Source organism: Putridiphycobacter roseus, assembly GCF_003234935.1.
Lineage (GTDB): Bacteria > Bacteroidota > Bacteroidia > Flavobacteriales_D > Crocinitomicaceae > Putridiphycobacter > Putridiphycobacter roseus.
The window spans coordinates 34,225-52,967 of the sequence record NZ_QKSB01000006.1 but is presented as its reverse complement, the minus strand read 5'-3'; the positions used below and the strand labels follow the sequence as shown (position 1 = coordinate 52,967).

Below are 18,743 nucleotides of genomic sequence, written 5' to 3'. Positions count from 1 at the left end.
AAAAAAAAGCACCTTGAAATAATCAAGATGCTTTAAAATATATTTAAAAAAAGGATTAGCGAATCAATTTAACAATTGCGGATTGGGAAGCTGTTTTTAAGCTAACCAAATAAGCGCCTTCTGCATAATTGGAAAGGTCAATTTTAATTTGGTTTAAAGCAGTTGAAGGCAATTCGATTTGATAAACTACTTGTCCTAAGTTATTGAATATTTTCAAATTAACTTTATCGGATAAATGTTTGGCATCCAAGATGTACAAGTGATTGACAAAGGATTGCACTTTAATTTCATTACTCACATTTTCACTTTCCACCTTTAAGTCATTCACTAAGTTTACGGAATAATCTTGTGTTTCCCCATATTGCATATCTGCACAAGCATCATTCACATCTGAAATTTGATCACTTGCTTTTGCTCTTAATAAATGTTCTCCAAGCGCAGCGTTAGCGGCTAATGAAAAGGTAGTTGTTCCTTGGCTGTTAAAAGAAAAAGCAGCGATTACCTTTTCGGTCGGTTCAAAGAAAAAATTGTCATTGAAATCAATCCAAACGGAAAGGTATTGCGGATTTGCGTTTGATTCTACAGTAACAGATTGGGTATAACCAACTATAAGATCGGTAGACAATATACTGTAATCGGTATAGCCACCAGGGGTACAGCCACTAGGGTTGTTTAAGTCTCCAAGTGCAAACCTAGTCAATCCGTCTCCAAAAGTACAGTTAGAAATAGGCGAGCAATTTGAATTTTCAATCACTCTAATTACGGTATCGTTTGTTAAGTTTTGGTCACCAATTAATCCGGTAAAAGCCATTACCTCGTAAGTACCTAAATTGGTAAAATCTCCTTGTGTACTAAAGTTGAAAGTAGTGGAAGCACCTGCAGCAAGAGAATTTGAAAAATTTTCTACAATTGGTGTATTGCCATTTATTTGAAAGCCTACATTAAAATTACTTTGACTAGTGGTACCAAAATTTTCAATAGTCACGGTAACCGTTTCCATCATTAAATTATTATCGGTACTTGGATTATTAATAATAGTTACACCAATATCATTTGGAAATAAGTGCACTATTTCTTGGTGCAGGGTATCATTGGTTAAATTAAGATCATTAGGATGTGTCGTAAATAATTTAAAATCATAAATTCCAATATTACTTAAGTCTGCCGATTGCGCAAAAGTATAAGTATCCGTTTGGCCACTTAAAATTGGACCATTAGTATAGCTTTCTGTAATAATTGGTCCGTTATTTATTTGATAGTTCACATCAAAATTATTTTGCACAGAATATCCAAAGTTTTTAATGTCTATAGTAATGGCTTCGTTGTTGGTTAGAACACCATTATTAGGATTAGAAAGCAATGTAATACCAAGGTCTACACTATCTGAACTTGCCAATTTAAAAGAAGCAATTCTAGTCGATCTTCCACCGGCGTCCACATATTCTCCAGTATACCAAAAAGTTTGGTCATCCTCTGGGTCAACGGTCATGTGCGCATAATCACCAAATCTATTGCCACCTGTTTGTGCGCCCGAACCAATAATAATAGTGTCTTCTGCAAGCGTCATGCTATTTAATGGATCAGTAGCATATCTACCAGTATACATAATGGATGGATATTGTGTGCCACTTGAAAGCGAGTAGGCCATGCCAATATTACCTTGATTATCCATAGAAATACTACCAAGCCATCTACTATGGTTATCTGGCGAATAAGTACTTTGCTGGTGCACTGTCCAAGTACTACCAGTATTTCTCAATTCATACCATCTAATACCTGCTTGATTGGTTGCATTTACATCTACAGTATGGTTTAGCATTACCGTATTATGGTTTGGCCATTGTGTAAATTGGGCACGGTACATAAAAGCACCAGGAACGCCATCTAGTTTTTGAGAAGTTCCGGGCTGTGTAATATCGTCCCAGTTAGAATTAAATTGAGTATCAAAAGGGGCGACATTTAAGGTTTGGATTTGCGTACAAGAGGAGTTAGAAACATTGTTCCAATCAGCGGTAACTTCCCAAATTTTAATTCTATCCCCACCGGTAGGTACACCAGACCATGCATCATCTTCGAAATAAAACAAATTTAATTTTTCAGTTACAGGAGGCAGGTCAAAGTCAGCTGAAGCTGGAACTACGGAGTGAAAACCACCCGTATTTGTGCCAGAACCTGTAATTAAACTAGGAATTGTTAGGGATATGAACTGCGGTGAACCAGCAGCACCTAATAGCATTTCGTCTCTTTCTAAAATATAGCAATCCGGTCCACCAGTGTTAGCGGTTACATAATAACCATCATGCCAAAGCCCGTATTTAGGATAATCGGGAAAAGAACTCAAAGAGTAATTCCAAACGGTGTAGGTACCAGTTGGATCAGCGGTATTTGACATGGCAAAAGAAAGGGAGTTTCCTTGTCCAAATCCACTTAAAAACCAACGATCGGCATATTTATCATACATCACAATAGGGTCGCCATTATTGGAACTTAAAATAGAACTTAAAGCATTTGGACCATATAAGGAGTTACCTTGCTTATCAAAAATTTGAATTCTAGAATTCACCATTTGCACATAATGATTTGGTCCTGCAGCACCACTTGGATCTGGTGGGAATCCTAAACCGTTATTTACCCCTTCCCAATTTGCTATTGGTCCTCTATTTTGAAGTTTTCCCATTTCATTTTGCCATTGCGGGTCATTTCCTTGGGGTAAAGCGTTTGAATTGGTAAATTTATTTCTGCGCATGTTATTGCTATATACATGTGCTTTCTCTTCCCCTGGGAATAGGTCCTCAATAATTGGAATTTCTTTTAAAGGTTTAGTAACATATACTGTATCAGGGAGTATTGACCAATTAAAAGTTTCCGAGGTGGATTGTGCATTTAAGAACGTTCCTATAATGAGCGGGAAAAGGAATAGATATTTTTTCATATTATGTTAAAGTTGTTATAAAATTACAATTTTAACACAAAATTCATATTCAATTTTTCACTTACTATTGGAGAGTTAACCTTAATTTCTTTTCCAATAGTAAGGCGTTAAGAGTAGTGCTACGGTAAACAATTCTAATCTACCAAATAACATTAAAAAAGAAAGTACCCATTTACCTGCTGCTGGAACTTGAGAAAAACTATGACTTGGACCTAATTCACCAATTCCGGGGCCAACATTACCTAAGGAGGTTGCAACAGAAGAAACTGCTTCCATAAAAGGAACATTTAATCCGGTCATTACCATAGAGCCAATGGTGAAAATAAATAAGTACAAAAAGATAAAAGCAAGTAAGTTATAAATGATTAAACCGGGAACAGGTTGGTTGTTTAATTGCACTTGAATAACGGCATTTGGATGGAGTCTTCTTTTAAATTCAAGAAAGCCATTTTTCATCAAAACAATAATTCTTACAATTTTAATACCGCCACTGGTAGAACCAGCAGAAGCCCCAGAAAATAATAATAAAAAGAAAATAAAGGTCACTAAGGATCCCCAAGTAGTAAAATCGGCACTCGCAAACCCGGTAGTGGTAATAACACTGACCACTTGGAATAATACGGTTCTGAAAGTACTTAAAAACGAAGCGTCACCTACTTGTGTGTATACAATAGGCGTTATAAAAATAACCAATCCTAAGACAGCACTTAAATACCAGCGAAATTCATCATTACTTAAAATATTTTTAAATTTTCCTTTTAAACCGAAATAGAGAAGGGTGAAGTTTGTTCCGGCGAGGAACATAAAAAGGATGGTAATGTATTCAACAATGGGAGAATTGAAAAAGGCAATACTGTCTTGATACGTAGAAAAACCACCAGTTGAATTTGTGGTTAATGCATGGTTGATTGCGTCGAAAAAAGAAAGACCTGCAAATAAGTATAAAATAGTTTGCAGTGTGGTTAAGGCAACATAAATTACCCATAATCTTTTAGCGGTTTCTTTAATTCGGGGATGGATTTTATCCTTTGTTGGTCCAGGCGCTTCTGCTACAAATAGCTCCATTCCTCCAATTCCAAGCATGGGTAAGATAGCAATGGTTAAAACAATAATACCCATTCCGCCAATCCATTGTGTTAAGCTTCTCCAAAATAAGATAGCCCGAGGCATTTCCTCAATGTTATCTAGAATAGAGGCACCAGTAGTAGATAAACCGGACATGGTTTCAAAAAAAGCATTGGTAACAGTTGGTATGGCACCGGTTAGTAAATAGGGGAGTGTACCAAAAACGGCCATGGATAGCCAGCCCATGGTAACAATTAAATAGCCATCTCTTTTTCTAATTTCTGCATCTTTACTGCTAATAGTGGTCAGTTTCAAAATGGTACCAGTCCCAATGGTGATTAAGCTAGAGAAAAGCAATGGTAAAATAGGCTCTTTATAGTAAATTGCAAAACACAAGGTGGAAAGCATGAGGGTACCCATGATAAATAATAGGCCACCAATTACATTTAAAGTAACGCTTGTGTTTATAAGTCTTTTTGCCATTTATTTAGGAGAAAAAGTTTTCAATTTTATGAATGGATTCAGTCAGAGAAAATACAACAGCTTTGTCACCTTCCTTTAATTGGAAATCACCAAAAGGGATAAAACCAAATTCATTTCTAATTACCCCTGCAATATTAGCTGTTCTAGGAAATTTAAGTCGATTAATTGTTTTTTTGGTGACTTTAGAGTTTGCTTTTACGTTGAATTCAATAATTTCAGCATCCACGCCATGTAAAGAACCCATGGCATTTATTTCTCCTTTTCTAATGTATTTAAAAATATTAGAGGCAGCAATAATTTTTTTATTGATGAGGGTATCAATTCCAATATTTTGAGACAAGTGAATATAGTCGATATTTTCAACCCTTGCAATTGTTTTTTTGACATTGTGATTTTTGGCTACGAGTGAAGACATGATGTTAGACTCTGAATCCGCAGTAACTGCCACAAATGCATCCATGTCACCAAGTCCTTCTTCTTCTAAAGCTTTTACATCTCTTCCATCAATATTTACCACCAATGTATTTTTCAATTTTCCAGCCAAGAAAGAACAGCGTTCTGCATTTTTTTCAATTAAAATTACGCGATAATCTTTTTCTAAAAGACTAGCTGTAGCTAAACCAATACTACTGCCACCTAAAATCATGATGTCCTTGATATCAAAACATTTTTTATCGCAGATGTTCATTATTAAATCAATAGATTCAGGACTTGTAATAAAGTATAGGATATCGTTTGCAAGAATTTGTGTATTTGATCTTACAATAATTGTATGCTCTTTACGGTGAAGGGCAATTGGTTTAAAAGTGAGGTTAGGATTTAAATGTGCACTTTCTATGATGGTTTTATTTTTGAGCGGAGAATCGGCCCCAATGGTAATTCCAATAACAGAAAGTTTCCCATTTTCAAATTCAAGGTTATCTGTAAAAGCGGAACGTTTTACTAATCTTTTAATTTCCTTTGCTGCTAATTGAACAGGAGAAATTAAATCATCTATGCCTAGTTTTTTATAGAGGGCCGCATTTTCTTCCATCAATAATTCTTGGTTATTGATTCGGGCAATAGTTCTTTTAGCCCCAAATTGTTTGGCTAAAATAGAGACTAAGATATTGGTCTCTTCCGAAGAAGTTACTGCAATCACTAGGTCTGCTTGTTCAACTTTTGCTTCTTTTAAAATATGAATTGAAGTAGCATCCCCTTCAATAGTATATACATCTAAATGCGTACCAATATAATTGAGTCGTTTTTTGTTTTCATCAATTAAATAAATATCTTGAGATTCACCTGACAACATTTTTGCCAAGTGAAATCCCACATCTCCTCCACCCGTAATAATTATTTTCATGCTTACGCTTTTACTTAAGCTTTATAAAAAGGAAGCTTAACTACCTTGGCTTTTAATTGTTTATTTCTAACCTGTACATATATCTCACTATCCACAGTACTTTTATCCTTTGGAACATAACCTAGTCCAATTGCTTTTTTAGTAGAAGGAGACATGGTACCAGAAGTTACAATACCTATTTGGTTACCATCAGCATCTACAATTGGATAGTCATGTCTAGGAATACCTTTATCTACCAATTCGAAAGCTACTAATTTATTTTTAACACCGTCTTCTTTTGATTTTTTAATGGCATCAGCGTTGATAAAATCTTTTGTAAATTTAGTCACCCATCCTAATCCAGCTTCAATTGGTGAAGTAGTATCATTGATGTCGTTACCATATAAGCAATAGCCCATTTCAAGTCTTAAAGTATCTCTAGCGGCCAAGCCAATTGGTTTGATACCAAAAGCAGCACCTGCTTCAAATACTTTATCCCAGATTTGTTTTACTTCGGTATTCTTACAGTAAATTTCAAATCCACCAGAACCAGTATAACCAGTTGCAGAAATGATTACATTTTCGATACCAGCAAAATCTGCTACTTCAAAATGATAGAATTTAATAGCGGATAAATCCACAGATGTTAAAGACTGCATAGCTTCAACTGCTTTAGGGCCTTGTATTGCCAATAAAGAATAGTCTTCAGACAGATTACGCATTTCTGCTTGCATAGAATTATGTTGACTAATCCAATTCCAATCTTTTTCAATATTAGAAGCATTCACTACTAATAAGTATTGTGTTTCTTTTAGTTTATAAATGATTAAATCATCTACAATTCCACCTTTATCATTAGGTAAATAGCTGTATTGTGCTCTACCAATAGTCAAAGTACTGGCATCATTTGCGGATACTTTTTGAATTAAATCCAAAGCATTTGGTCCTGAAATTAAAAATTCCCCCATGTGAGAAACATCAAAAACACCCACTGTTGATCTTACAGTTTCGTGTTCTGCATTTACACCTTCGTATTGAACAGGCATGTTAAAACCTGCAAATGGGACCATTTTAGCACCTAAGGCCGTGTGCGTATCATTTAATGCTGTATTTTTCATTCGATTTTTTTAATAATAATGGAGAAACAAAAGTATAAATATTTATAAAATATAAAGTCACTCCATGAATTAATAATTAATTTCGTTGCAGCATTCAAAAAGATGAAGATATGAAAGTATATACAAAGACAGGTGATAAAGGGCTTACAGGTTTAATTGGGGGGACAAGAATTCCAAAGCACCACATTAGAATAGAAGCTTACGGTACTGTGGATGAGTTAAATTCATATGTCGGCCTTTTAAGAGATAAAGCTATTGAAAAAGAAGATATTACACTCTTGTTGGAAATTCAAGATCGGTTATTTACCTTAGGTTCTTTATTGGCATCTGATCCGGAGAAAAACAAAATGAAACTCCCCGAGTTAGTAGCGGATGATATTTTATTATTGGAAAATAAAATTGATGAAATGGATGCTGTACTACCGGCCATGAAATCATTTATATTACCGGGGGGGAACGAATATGTTTCTTTTATTCATATTGCGCGTTGTGTCTGCCGAAGGGCAGAGCGCTTAGTTGCTGCCTTATTGGCGGAATCACTATTAACGGATGCTATTGGGTTACAGTATTTAAATCGCTTGAGCGATTATTTATTTGTATACAGCCGTTACATTGCGCAAAAATTAAAAGCACCAGAGGCACCTTGGGTGGCAAGAGTATAATGTTTTATTCATTTATTTAAATAAAAGTTGGTATAATCTTTGGATATCATTTTTAAAAAATTACTTTTGCAAAAAAGTTTAAAACTACTAACTATGTATTGGACATTAGAATTAGCCTCATATGTTGAAGATGCGCCATGGCCAGCTACTAAAGACGAATTGATAGATTATGCCATGAGAACTGGTGCACCACTTGAGGTGGTTGAGAATCTACAAGAAATTGAAGATGAAGGGGAGTTATACGAAAGTATAGAGGACATTTGGCCTGATTATCCGACCAAGGATGATTTTTTCTTTAACGAAGACGAATATTAAAAATAATGAAGAGCTAATTTGATTAGCTCTTTTTTTTTGTCTTTAAATAATTATTAATAACAATAAGAATTTCCTAAATTCGCAACACAAAAGAATAGAAAAATGAATTACGATATTATAATTTTAGGAAGTGGTCCTGGTGGGTATGTTGCCGCAATCAGAGCTTCGCAATTAGGATTAAAAACTGCGATTGTTGAAAAAGCAGAAATTGGTGGTATATGTTTAAATTGGGGTTGTATTCCAACCAAAGCTTTATTAAAAAGTGCCAATGTATTCGAATATATTTCTCATGCAGCCGATTATGGTATTTCTGTATCCGGTGCTGATGCTGATTTTGCTGGAATGGTTAAAAGAAGTAGAGGAGTTGCCGAGAAGATGAGTGGTGGCGTTCAGTTTTTAATGAAGAAGAATAAAATTGATGTCATTAAAGGTTTTGGAAAAGTGAAAGCTGGAAAGAAGGTTTCAGTGACTGACGATAAGGGAGCCGTTAAGGAATTAACAGCAAATAAAGGGGTGATATTAGCTACAGGAGCTAGATCACGTCAATTACCAAATTTACCACAAGATGGTAAAAAAGTAATTGGTTACCGTGAGGCCATGAGTTTACCAACACAACCTAAGAAGTTAGTAGTTGTTGGTTCTGGCGCTATTGGTGTAGAATTTGCTTATTTCTATAATACTTTAGGAACTGAAGTTACTGTGGTTGAATACATGCCTAACATTGTTCCTGTTGAAGATTTAGAAGTATCTAAACAATTAGAACGTTCATTAAAGAAACAAGGGGTTAAGATCATGACCAATTCATCTGTTGAAAGTGTAGATACTTCAGGAAAAGGATGTGTGGTAACAATCAAAACAAAAAAAGGAGAAGAAAAAATTGAATGTGATATCGTATTATCTGCTGTTGGAATACAAACTAACTTAGAAGGTATTGGCTTAGAAGATGTAGGTATCGCTACGGATAAAGGTAAAGTATTGGTGAATGATTTTTACCAAACTAATATACCAGGCTATTATGCTATTGGCGATATTGTTACTGGACCAGCTTTAGCGCATGTAGCTTCTGCAGAAGGAATTACTTGTGTGGAGAAAATTGCAGGCATGAACGTGGAGCCAATAAATTATGGTAATATCCCAGGATGTACTTATTGTTCTCCTGAAGTGGCTTCTGTTGGTATGACAGAACAAGCTGCAAAAGATGCAGGGTATGAGATAAAAGTTGGTAAATTTCCATTTTCAGCATCAGGTAAAGCAAGTGCTGCAGGAGCCAATGAAGGTTTTGTAAAGTTGATTTTTGATGCAAAATATGGTGAATTATTAGGTGGACATATGGTAGGAGCTAATGTTACGGAGATGGTTGCTGAATTAGTAGCCATAAGAAAATTAGAAACTACAGGACATGAATTAATTAAAACCATTCACCCTCACCCAACCATGAGTGAGGCGATAATGGAAGCTGCTGCGGCGGCATATGGAGAAGTTATCCATATTTAAATTATCACCTTATACATATTAAAAAGACCATCTTTAAAAGATGGTCTTTTTTGTTTATTCTATTTTTTTTGAACTCGGCTATAATTCGTGAGAGTTAGTAGGAGCCTTAAGAATTTCCAATGCAATTTATTTTTTCCTTAGGGGGAAACGTCAAGTTAGTTGTTATAAGTATATATTAAAACTTCTAACATGAATCAAGAAAGGGAAGAGCGGATGGATATTGTATTTTTAATACTGGTCAATTTAATACTTGTTGCTATTATCGTTATTTATCTTTTAGCAATGTAATTAGATGGTAGACCAAGTTGTGTTGGTTTAAATATTTTTGCATCCGCCCAAAAAGTCGCGAAAGGAACTAAAGAGGCAAAACCTGCAATAAATATAGTTTTAAAAGCCCATTTTTGTTGAATACCAACTAATAATACAAAAATACAATAAGCTAAAAATAAAAAACCATGTGTGTACCCCATTATTTTATTTGGCAATAGAATATCTAAGTTATATTTTAATGGCATGGTGATGGCAAAAGCAATATAGCTGATGCCTTCCATAAGGGATAATAGTCTTAATATTCCCAAGTTATTATTTAAGTGCATATTTTTTTTCTGCAAATATAATTTATTTATAAATCCTTTTGGGTAAATGCGAAAGGCAATATTGCATTTGCCGACTCAAAAATCATCAAATCATTTTCGGCTTTAATTAAAATAATTTTAATGGGATAATTTTGGCGCATCTCGGCTTCCAGAATAGCCTGTCGACACATACCACACGGACTTGTAAATTGGTTTTTAGGTCTTTTTTCGCTATTTCCATAAATGGTCAAAGTGGTAATGATTTCATTTGGGAAATTACTAATACAATGTGCCAAAACGTTTCTTTCTGCGCAGCTTCCAATGGGGAAAACAGCATTTTCAATATTGGTCCCGAAGGAAATTTGATGTTTGTTTGTCAAAACCCCAGCAGCGACTTTAAATTGCGAATATGGCGCATATGCATCCACGACTTTTAAGATAGTTTTGGATACTAAAATTTGCTCGTATTTATTGAAGTCTCTAATGGAGTCAGATTTTTTATAAAGTACAGTTAAAGCGTGATTGATTATGGCCATATTTAATTTTTACATCATTAGTTGTTGAACACTTATATAATAATAAAAAAAAAGTTACATTTGTTTTTTTTAAAATAGCATGCAATTAAGCGAAGTTAATAGAATTTTAGCGACTTTTCACCCTGTTTCATTAGCGGAAATGGATGAAGTGAAATTAATGAACCGAACAGATACAAAATTTGTATTTCCGGTGGCTTTGTTGATTCCTTTATTAGCAAAACTAAAAGAAGGGTACAAAGTACTGTCTATAAAGGAAAATAGAATAAGTACTTATAAAACATTATACTTTGATACCGTAGATTTTGACTACTATTTAGACCACCACAGGGGCATGCCAAATCGGTATAAAGTTAGGATTCGAAACTATGTAGAGTCTGAAATTTACTTTTTGGAAATAAAGAATAAATTTAAAGGAAGAACGGATAAAAAGAGGATTAGTTTACCGGGGTTTGAAGAAGAGTTTTCTGCAACTTCTAAAAATTTTGTAGATTTAGTCATTGAAAATGCACCAAAATTAGAAGCAAAATTATGGAATGATTTTGCGAGAATTACCTTGGTGAATGCAGCCGAAAAAGAAAGATTAACACTAGATTTGAATTTAGGCTTTTCTTGGAAAGATAAAAGTGTAAATTTCGAACACTTAGTGATTGGTGAGTTGAAACAAGAGAATGTGAATAGAAATAGTTTGTTTTATCAATTGATGAAGTCAAATGGTTTTCCTTCCAATAGCATCAGTAAATACTGTGTTGGTGCGGTAAGTTTAAATCCTGATATTAAATACAATGGATTTAAAGATAAATTATTATTAATAGAAAAATTAAAAAATTATGTTGAGTAACTTACTCTTAAAATTAAGCGCTTTTTTACCATTTAACTTGGAGTTAGCTGCCATAAATAAACCTGATATGTTTTTAGGGATGAGCTTGATGAGTGATGATTTTTATAAATTGGTTTTTCGATTTTTCGTCAATTTACTGTTCATTACTTTAATCATTCGTTTTATTTATTTTGTAAAGACACCGAGAAGGAATTATTTATTCACTTTTTATTTAATATCGGTCATTACTTTTATGATTTGTTTTGCCCTTAAAAAACTAGATATTGATACTGGGATGGGCTTAGGCTTGTTTGCCATTTTTGGTATTATTCGTTACAGAACGAATACTATGAAAATCCGTGAAATGACTTATTTATTTATTGCAATAGGTATTTCAGTGGTAAATGCATTGGCGGGTAGACAAGTGAGTTATGCCGAATTAATGTTTATTAATATCACGGTATTAGTGATTGTATATATATTAGAAACTTGGTTATTGTCAGGTACTGAGTCTTCAAAATCCATTGTGTATGAAAAAATTGAAAACATTAAACCAGAAAACGCAGAAATATTGAAAGCCGATTTAGAGAATAGAACTGGATTAGTGATCAATAGTTTTCAGATTGGTAATGTTGACTTTTTAAAAGATGTTGCAGAAATTAAAATATTTTATTTCCAAGCGGAGCAAGCGGACTATCATGATAGCGAAGCTTAATCCGCTTTTGTTTTTTTTCATTCTTACTTTATTAAGTTTTATCGGATACGGTCAAGACTTTAATTTAGGAAGGGACTGGCAATCTATGGGGCCAAACGAGAGACCCGAAGGGCGTATTTCAGCGGCTGGGATTGGTCCAGTTGAATTCATTAGAATTTCTACTTTATCACCTAATAAAATGTTGGCAGGTTCTCTTATGGGGGGACTTTTTATTTCCGAAAATGGAGGAGATGATTGGCGGAATTCTGGTTCAGATGGCTGGTTAAGCTCTGGATGTGCTTGGGCGGAGTTTCACCCCAAAAACTCGAATATTTGGTTTGCGGTTTCTATTAGAGATGATGCTAATGGTGCACCAGGTTCCATTGGAAAAAATGGTGGTGTAATGCGAACCAGAGATAATGGGGTGACTTGGGAAAAAGTGGCCAATTATCATGATTTTGATAAAGGGAGTTATGTCACAATTTATGGTTTAAGATTTCATCCAGTTGAGGTAAATAAACTATATGTGCATACCTCGGATGGTTTATATTTTACTGAAGATTGTACTGCAGATGATATAGCATGGACAAAAGTGAATTACTTAGAGGGTAGTATTTATGATTTAGCTGTAAGTCCAAAATACATTTGCTTCAGTATAGCGCGGAAAAACATTTGGCAAGTAATTGTTTCCGACGAGCAAGTACTGACACAAATCCCTGAAATCTCTCAGGAGACAAGAGCAATTAATGGTATTACTATTGAGCGCGATCATGAAATATTTTATTTATTGATCAATTTTAAGTCTGGCAAAGATGAGATTTGGCGTTATGATGCAACTTTAAAGGAAGTAACTGTGGTTTGTAAAAATGCTGCTGTTTCTTTTGGAGCAGGATATACCTTTGCAATAAATCCATTTGACACTAATGAATTGTTATTTGGCTATGGGGTTAGGATCCGAAAATGGTTGATTAAAGAAGGCGAATTTAAACATGTTTCCTCTAATTATCATGTAGATGTTGAGCATATTGTTTACCACCCTGTTCAAAAAGACAGGTTATTTATAGGCACCCATGGCGGTGTATTTGAATCGACAGACAATGGGGAAAATTGGCAATTTAAATCAATTGGCATTGGCAACGCCGAAGTGTATGGCTTAGCGGTAGCTACTGACGACCCGAATCAGATAGCGATAGGTTTAAATCATGACGGGAGTGTAGTACGGGCAGATTGGGCTAAAAACGGCATTTATTCCTGGCGACAAGTGAATGGCGGGGATGCATTAATTCCATTGATTAATCCAAATGCGAGTCATATTATTTACACTTCTAATCAATATGCTGGTGGCGGGGCTTATTATTCGGAGGATACTGCAAAAAAAAACATAAAAATACATGATTCAAATTTTTTTAAAACTGCTGGATGGAAAATGGCTTTGGCTTTGCACCCTGTTAAGGATTCCATATTGTTTTTTAATTTTGAACAAAACTCCGGTTTATCAAAAGGTAATATTGATATTGCCATGACTAATAATCCAAAAGAGCCAAATGAAAGAATGGCAATTTCAAATTTTGGTTTAACACACCATTTAGGCTCCTATCAGGTATATGGTTTATTTACCTCTATTTATCATCCTGAAATGCTTTTGGCACATGTACTCGTCTTTGAGAAAAACAAGGCTGGAAAACCTGTAACGAATCATAAATTATTTTTTATTAATAATACTACTGCAGCGCCTAAAGAAATTATTCAAAGTTGGCAGGAATTGAATTTACCTAGAAACACATGGGTAGGAGATATTGTTTTAGATCCAAAAAAATGGAATAAAATGTACGTTTCTTACGCGCATGGAATAAGTGCCAATAAAAATAAACCAGATGAAAAGGGCATGATTTATTTTACCACTTTTAATAAAAATAGTTTGAAACAGAATAAAGTTTGGGATATTAGTGGGGTGATCACTTCCGGTAGAGGAGGTAGATACAATATGGTAATGCTGACAACGAACAAACGTACGGTGTTTTTAGGTACAAAATCGGGCGTATACATGGGTTCCAAGTCTACTTTACGGGGAGGAAAAGCATGGCAGAAGGTAGGATACGGATTACCGCATTGTAAAATTGTAGGTTTAGATTTTAATGCGAAAAATAATATTTTAACTGTGGGCACAGATGGTAGAGGTGTTTGGCAAATAAATATTGCAGATTAATTGTTACTTTTAAGCCTCATTTAATTATATAAAAAATGTCGAATACTGAACTAGTCATTGAATTCTCAAAATTTTTAGTCCCTTCTTTATTAGGGTTTGGAGCCTTTTATTACTTTACTAACCGCTGGGTTGAAGTACAAAATCAGAAAATTAAATTAGCGAGTTTAAAGCAGGCGCAACCTACACCTACGACTTTGGTGGAAAGTACAAATGCAAAAACTTTTTTACCATTGCAAATTGATGCTGTGCAGCGCTTAGTCCTTTTTTTGGAGCGTATTTCTCCAACCAACTTAGTAATTCGATTAGTTAATCCAGGAATGCCAGCGAAGGCTTTTCAGCAAAAGCTTTTAGAAAACATTCGTTCAGAATTTGAGCATAATTTGGCACAACAAGTCTATATTTCCTCTGAGGCTTGGCAAATTGTAAAAAATAGCAAAGAAGAAGTGGTTAAAATTATTAATATGAGTGCCACCCAATTAGAGCCTACAGCATTGGCAGCAGATTTAGGTCAAAACATATTTGAAATTGCAGCACAATTAAAACAACAACCAACAGAAATAGCGATTGAAACCTTAAAACGAGAGTTAAGAGATAAGATTTAATATCCCATTACATTTTCCAAGGGCATTTTTTATTCCAAGAATAGCAAGTAAAAGGGCCAAAGGAATTATAAATTCTAATACTATAGATAGTATGGTTGTGGATTTACTAGCGAAATTTCCAAGGACGATTAGGTGATTTTGATAAGAATCATATTGATTCCTAATGCGATTGTTCATTCAAGGCTAAAAAAATATCGATAGGTATATCACGTCAAAGTCAGGAAAATGGGAAAAAATTATTTATATTCTTATCAGAAATAAACGAAGCAAATCTATTCAAGATTAACATTTTTTAGGCATTATTTTGAAAGTAAATAGGTGTAAAACCGTCTATAATAAAAAGGAGCTATATGAATATTAAAAAAGTATTATACCTGTGGATGACCATGTCCGTGGTGTCGATTGGTTTTTCAGCTTGTGGTCAGGCCCAAGAAAAGCCCGCTACCGTAGCAGTTGAATCTAAAATAACTAAAAATAAACCAGTAGAGACAGATTTACAATTGAAGTTAACACCTGCAGATTGGAATGCATTAACTAAAGCGGAATATGATGTGATTGTCAACAAGGGAACGGAGCGACCATTTACAGGTGAATATGCAAGCAGTAAGGCGGTTGGTAACTATCTGTGCAAACGTTGTAACCAGACTTTATTTACTTCGGAAAGTAAGTTTAATTCAGGTACCGGATGGCCTTCTTTTGATGCTATGATAGCAGATCATGTACTTGTGGTAAAAGATGCAAATGGCATGCGTTCAGAAATTGTTTGTTCGAATTGTAAGGGACATTTGGGGCATGTTTTTTACGGAGAAAGTTTTACCGATAAGTCAACACGACATTGTGTCAATTCACTGTCCTTGCATTTTGTCGAAAAATAAGAGAAGAAAACGGCTTATTAAGAATATTTCTTTGAAGATTATTATCCTGTCGACCCCAATCCTGTTCCTACAAAAACAATTAACACCTCTGAAACAGACAGCTTAAGTTTGCCTTTGAAAGTCACCATGAATACCCAAGGAGGTTGGAAAAAGCAACGCGAACGATTTTATACACTTACGCGTATCCATTTTATTAAAAAACGCAGGTTTATTTTTTCAAATCAATTTCTTTTAAATTTTCAATTCTATTTCTAATTAAAAATTCATCAATAGTTTCAAAGTGTTCCATCACTCGTTGGTCTTTAAATTCAAACACTTTTTCAGATAAGCCTTTTAAGAAATCACGGTCATGCGAAACCAATATCAAGGTACCTTCAAAATCCATTAAAGCTTCTTTTAGAACGGCCTTCGATTTTAGGTCTAAATGGTTGGTTGGTTCATCAAGAATTAAGACATTCACTGGGGCTAAAAGTAATTTAACCATAGCGAGTCTTGTTCTTTCACCTCCTGAAAGTAAGCCGACTTTTTTATCTATATCTTCACCACTAAACATAAACCTTCCCAATATGTTTTTGATTTGGGTTCTAATGTCTCCATCTGCTACTTGATCGACAGTTTGAAAAACCGTGATATCTTCATCTAGTAGGGCTGCTTGATTTTGGGCAAAATAACCAACCTTAGCATTGTGACCAAGTTCGCAAGTACCCTCAAAATCAATTTCTCCCATAATGGCTTTAATCATGGTAGACTTGCCTTCACCATTTCTACCAACAAAAGATACTTTTTCTCCCCGAGCAATAGATAAACTGGCATTTTTAAAAACCACATGCTCCCCATAGCTTTTAGATAAATCTAGCGCAGTCACAGGGTAATCACCTGATCTTGGTGCAGGTGGAAATTTAAGTCTTAAAGAAGCCGTATCTACTTCATCAATTTCGATAAGCACCATTTTTTCTAACATTCTTTCTCTAGAATTTACCTGGTTAGTTTTAGAATAGGTCCCTTTAAATTTTTCAATGAATGTTTTGTTGTCCGCGATTACTTTTTGTTGTTCTTGGTATTGTTTAATTTGTTGGGCTCTTCTTTCTTCTCGCAATTCTAAATAATGAGAATAGTTGGCTTTGTAATCATATATTTTCCCCATGGTCACTTCAATGGTTCTTTTGGTTACGTTGTCAATAAAAGCACGGTCGTGTGAAATTACAATAACCGCTTTTGCCTTGTTGATTAAAAAATCTTCCAACCAAATTACAGATTCAATATCGACATGATTAGTTGGTTCATCTAGTAAGATTAAGTCAGGTTTTTTCAATAAAATTTTAGCCAATTCAATTCTCATTCTCCAGCCACCACTAAAAGAAGAAGTTGGTCTGTTAAAATCTTCTCGTTTAAAGCCTAATCCTTGCAAAGCTTTTTCAACTTCTGCATCATAATTAATTTCTTCAATGGCATAAAAGCTTTCCCCCAATTCGGTTACTTGCTCAATAATACTCATGTATTCCGCCGATTCATAGTCGGTACGCGTTTCAAGTGACTTGTTTAATTCATCCATGCGTGTTTGCATTTCAAAAATATGTTGAAATGCTTTTGAGGCTTCTTCAAATACGGTACAGTCATCATCTGTCAGTAAATGCTGCGGCAAATAAGCAATTACAGTTTCTTTCGGAAACCGAACCGCGCCTTTGGTGGGTTTACTCATCCCGGCAATGATTTTCATCATGGTAGATTTGCCTGCCCCATTTTTTCCCATGAGTGCAATTTTATCATTTTCATTTACCACAAAGGAAACATCATTAAATAGGGTTGAACCACTAAATTCAACACCAATGCTATCGACTGAAATCATATTATTTTGGATTAAAAATGCAAAGCTAAAAAATATACATCAAAAACCAGTTATTAATTTTTTATCGCAAAGCATTAGTTTCAAAAAGTTTAATCTTTTATACACAATACTTGGTCTATAAAAATGGATGTTTTGTCGTTATTTATTAAAGAATCCTATTACTTTGGTATAATTAAATAAAGAAGAAGTAATAAATGTTTTTCAAAATTAGTATCATTTTTTTTGTGTTTTTAATGTTACCGACCAATTTATGTGGGCAAGATTTTAAGCTAGAATATAAAATGTATTTTTTACAAGACTACATACAGTCAAACCATATTGCTTCCATGGTCATATATGAGAGTTTGGACAGTTTAAACTTAAAGAAACGGATCAAAAATAGGCTCTATTTTGATAAGAGAGGTAGAATGGTAAAAGTACGAGATTACTTTTTTATGTCAGACACGCTAGCAGAGCGAGAGATTAATTATAAATATACAGGAGAGAGTCCTTATTTTAGCAGTAAAGTTTATTGTTATTTAAATGAGAAAGGGGAAGAGATAAAACATAAAGTTTGGGATATACAGACCGACCAGACCAATCATGTGGTGACTGAATTTTTTAAGCAAGGAGAAGCTGTATTTCGAAAGAATGTTTTAACCTTTGATGCGCAAGATTTTTTATTGGTGCGAGAAGTGAATGTGGGGGAGATTGAATATAACTTAGGATTTATTTATTCCGAACAAGGCTTATTGTCGCGTGCGGCATTAAATGTGGTTAATCCTACCGTAGAAAATAATAATAATTATTTACTAACCACCTACTTTCAATACGATACTAATCAAAATATTCTAAATTCAGAACGTTGGATAGGGGAGAAAGAAAAGCAGTTACAGGCATTTTATTATGTTTATAAGGGACAAGCTATAAGCTCGAAAGTGGGTTGGTCATTTGAGGAGGTTTCAGGAGATTTGGTAAAGGTAATTGCCAGGACAAATTTTAAATATAATACAGAGGGTATGTTGGAGCAAGCAAATTCTTTTAAGGAGAAAAAAGTAGCTGCCCTCATAAAATATACCACATTTGAATACACTTTTTATCCGCACAGCACGACTTTAGGTAAAGGAAAAGTCAAGTCAGATATTTTCACCTGGCTTATGTTTTCTAATTTATTTGAAATTATTCAAAATAAATAGGGGAGATTGTTTTAGTTTTGTGTG

16 protein-coding genes are annotated in these 18,743 nt (G+C 34.4%); 9 read left to right on the top strand and 7 right to left on the bottom strand.

The window, feature by feature from the left end:
• Nucleotides 1-55: 55 nt before the first annotated feature.
• The 4 genes from DNU06_RS10785 to gcvT form a co-directional block, all read right to left on the bottom strand.
• Entirely contained in the window at nt 56-2,932 is a 2,877-nt protein-coding gene (locus DNU06_RS10785; protein WP_111063347.1) for a GEVED domain-containing protein, read from the bottom strand.
• Nucleotides 2,933-3,013: 81 nt separating this feature from the next.
• Complete coding sequence (locus DNU06_RS10780; protein WP_111063346.1) at nt 3,014-4,480, bottom strand: TrkH family potassium uptake protein; 1,467 nt, start codon at nt 4,478-4,480, stop codon at nt 3,014-3,016.
• A gap of 4 nt (nt 4,481-4,484) precedes the next feature.
• Nucleotides 4,485-5,825 (bottom strand): Trk system potassium transporter TrkA, encoded by a 1,341-nt coding sequence (gene trkA / locus DNU06_RS10775; protein WP_111063345.1) that lies wholly within the window; start codon nt 5,823-5,825, stop codon nt 4,485-4,487.
• Between the two features lie 14 nt (nt 5,826-5,839).
• Entirely contained in the window at nt 5,840-6,922 is a 1,083-nt protein-coding gene (gene gcvT, locus DNU06_RS10770; RefSeq protein ID WP_111063344.1) for a glycine cleavage system aminomethyltransferase GcvT, read from the bottom strand.
• A 110-nt stretch (nt 6,923-7,032) separates the two neighbouring features.
• Here gcvT and DNU06_RS10765 point away from each other — a divergent pair, with 110 nt between their 5' ends.
• The 3 genes from DNU06_RS10765 (at nt 7,033) to lpdA (ending at nt 9,393) form a co-directional block, all read left to right on the top strand.
• Entirely contained in the window at nt 7,033-7,584 is a 552-nt protein-coding gene (locus DNU06_RS10765; protein WP_111063343.1) for a cob(I)yrinic acid a,c-diamide adenosyltransferase, read from the top strand.
• Nucleotides 7,585-7,677: 93 nt separating this feature from the next.
• On the top strand, nt 7,678-7,899 hold the full coding sequence (locus DNU06_RS10760) for a DUF2795 domain-containing protein (RefSeq protein WP_111063342.1): 222 nt from the start codon (nt 7,678-7,680) through the stop codon (nt 7,897-7,899).
• Nucleotides 7,900-8,001: 102 nt separating this feature from the next.
• Complete coding sequence (gene lpdA, locus DNU06_RS10755) at nt 8,002-9,393, top strand: dihydrolipoyl dehydrogenase (RefSeq protein ID WP_111063341.1); 1,392 nt, start codon at nt 8,002-8,004, stop codon at nt 9,391-9,393.
• 269 nt (nt 9,394-9,662) lie between these two features.
• Here the strand turns inward: lpdA and DNU06_RS10750 are convergent, their stop codons facing one another.
• Together DNU06_RS10750 and DNU06_RS10745 are read right to left on the bottom strand one after the other, a co-directional pair.
• Nucleotides 9,663-9,989: a DUF3817 domain-containing protein gene (locus tag DNU06_RS10750; RefSeq protein ID WP_111063340.1), complete on the bottom strand. Its 327-nt coding sequence runs from the start codon at nt 9,987-9,989 to the stop codon at nt 9,663-9,665.
• 26 nt (nt 9,990-10,015) lie between these two features.
• Nucleotides 10,016-10,504, bottom strand: a complete 489-nt coding sequence (locus DNU06_RS10745; protein ID WP_111063339.1) for a cytidine deaminase — start codon at nt 10,502-10,504, stop codon at nt 10,016-10,018.
• 79 nt (nt 10,505-10,583) lie between these two features.
• Between DNU06_RS10745 and DNU06_RS10740 the strand changes: the two genes are divergently transcribed.
• From DNU06_RS10740 to msrB, 5 genes are all read left to right on the top strand, one after another.
• On the top strand, nt 10,584-11,342 hold the full coding sequence (locus DNU06_RS10740; protein ID WP_111063338.1) for a polyphosphate polymerase domain-containing protein: 759 nt from the start codon (nt 10,584-10,586) through the stop codon (nt 11,340-11,342).
• Complete coding sequence (locus DNU06_RS10735) at nt 11,332-12,036, top strand: DUF4956 domain-containing protein (protein ID WP_233503014.1); 705 nt, start codon at nt 11,332-11,334, stop codon at nt 12,034-12,036. The genes DNU06_RS10740 and DNU06_RS10735 overlap by 11 nt, the downstream gene beginning before the upstream one ends.
• Nucleotides 12,020-14,221, top strand: coding sequence for a WD40/YVTN/BNR-like repeat-containing protein (locus DNU06_RS10730; RefSeq protein WP_111063337.1), 2,202 nt, complete (start codon nt 12,020-12,022; stop codon nt 14,219-14,221). The genes DNU06_RS10735 and DNU06_RS10730 overlap by 17 nt, the downstream gene beginning before the upstream one ends.
• A gap of 35 nt (nt 14,222-14,256) precedes the next feature.
• Nucleotides 14,257-14,823, top strand: coding sequence for a DUF7935 family protein (locus DNU06_RS10725; protein ID WP_111063336.1), 567 nt, complete (start codon nt 14,257-14,259; stop codon nt 14,821-14,823).
• 350 nt (nt 14,824-15,173) lie between these two features.
• Nucleotides 15,174-15,698 carry a peptide-methionine (R)-S-oxide reductase MsrB gene (gene msrB, locus DNU06_RS10715; protein WP_233503011.1) on the top strand — a complete coding sequence of 175 codons (525 nt, stop codon included), beginning with the start codon at nt 15,174-15,176 and terminating at the stop codon, nt 15,696-15,698.
• A gap of 208 nt (nt 15,699-15,906) precedes the next feature.
• On the opposite strand, the gene DNU06_RS10710 is transcribed toward msrB, so the two are convergent.
• Nucleotides 15,907-17,544 carry an ABC-F family ATP-binding cassette domain-containing protein gene (locus tag DNU06_RS10710; RefSeq protein WP_111063334.1) on the bottom strand — a complete coding sequence of 546 codons (1,638 nt, stop codon included), beginning with the start codon at nt 17,542-17,544 and terminating at the stop codon, nt 15,907-15,909.
• Nucleotides 17,545-17,825: 281 nt separating this feature from the next.
• Between DNU06_RS10710 and DNU06_RS10705 the strand changes: the two genes are divergently transcribed.
• Complete coding sequence (locus tag DNU06_RS10705; protein ID WP_146239216.1) at nt 17,826-18,719, top strand: hypothetical protein; 894 nt, start codon at nt 17,826-17,828, stop codon at nt 18,717-18,719.
• Nucleotides 18,720-18,743: the final 24 nt, after the last annotated feature.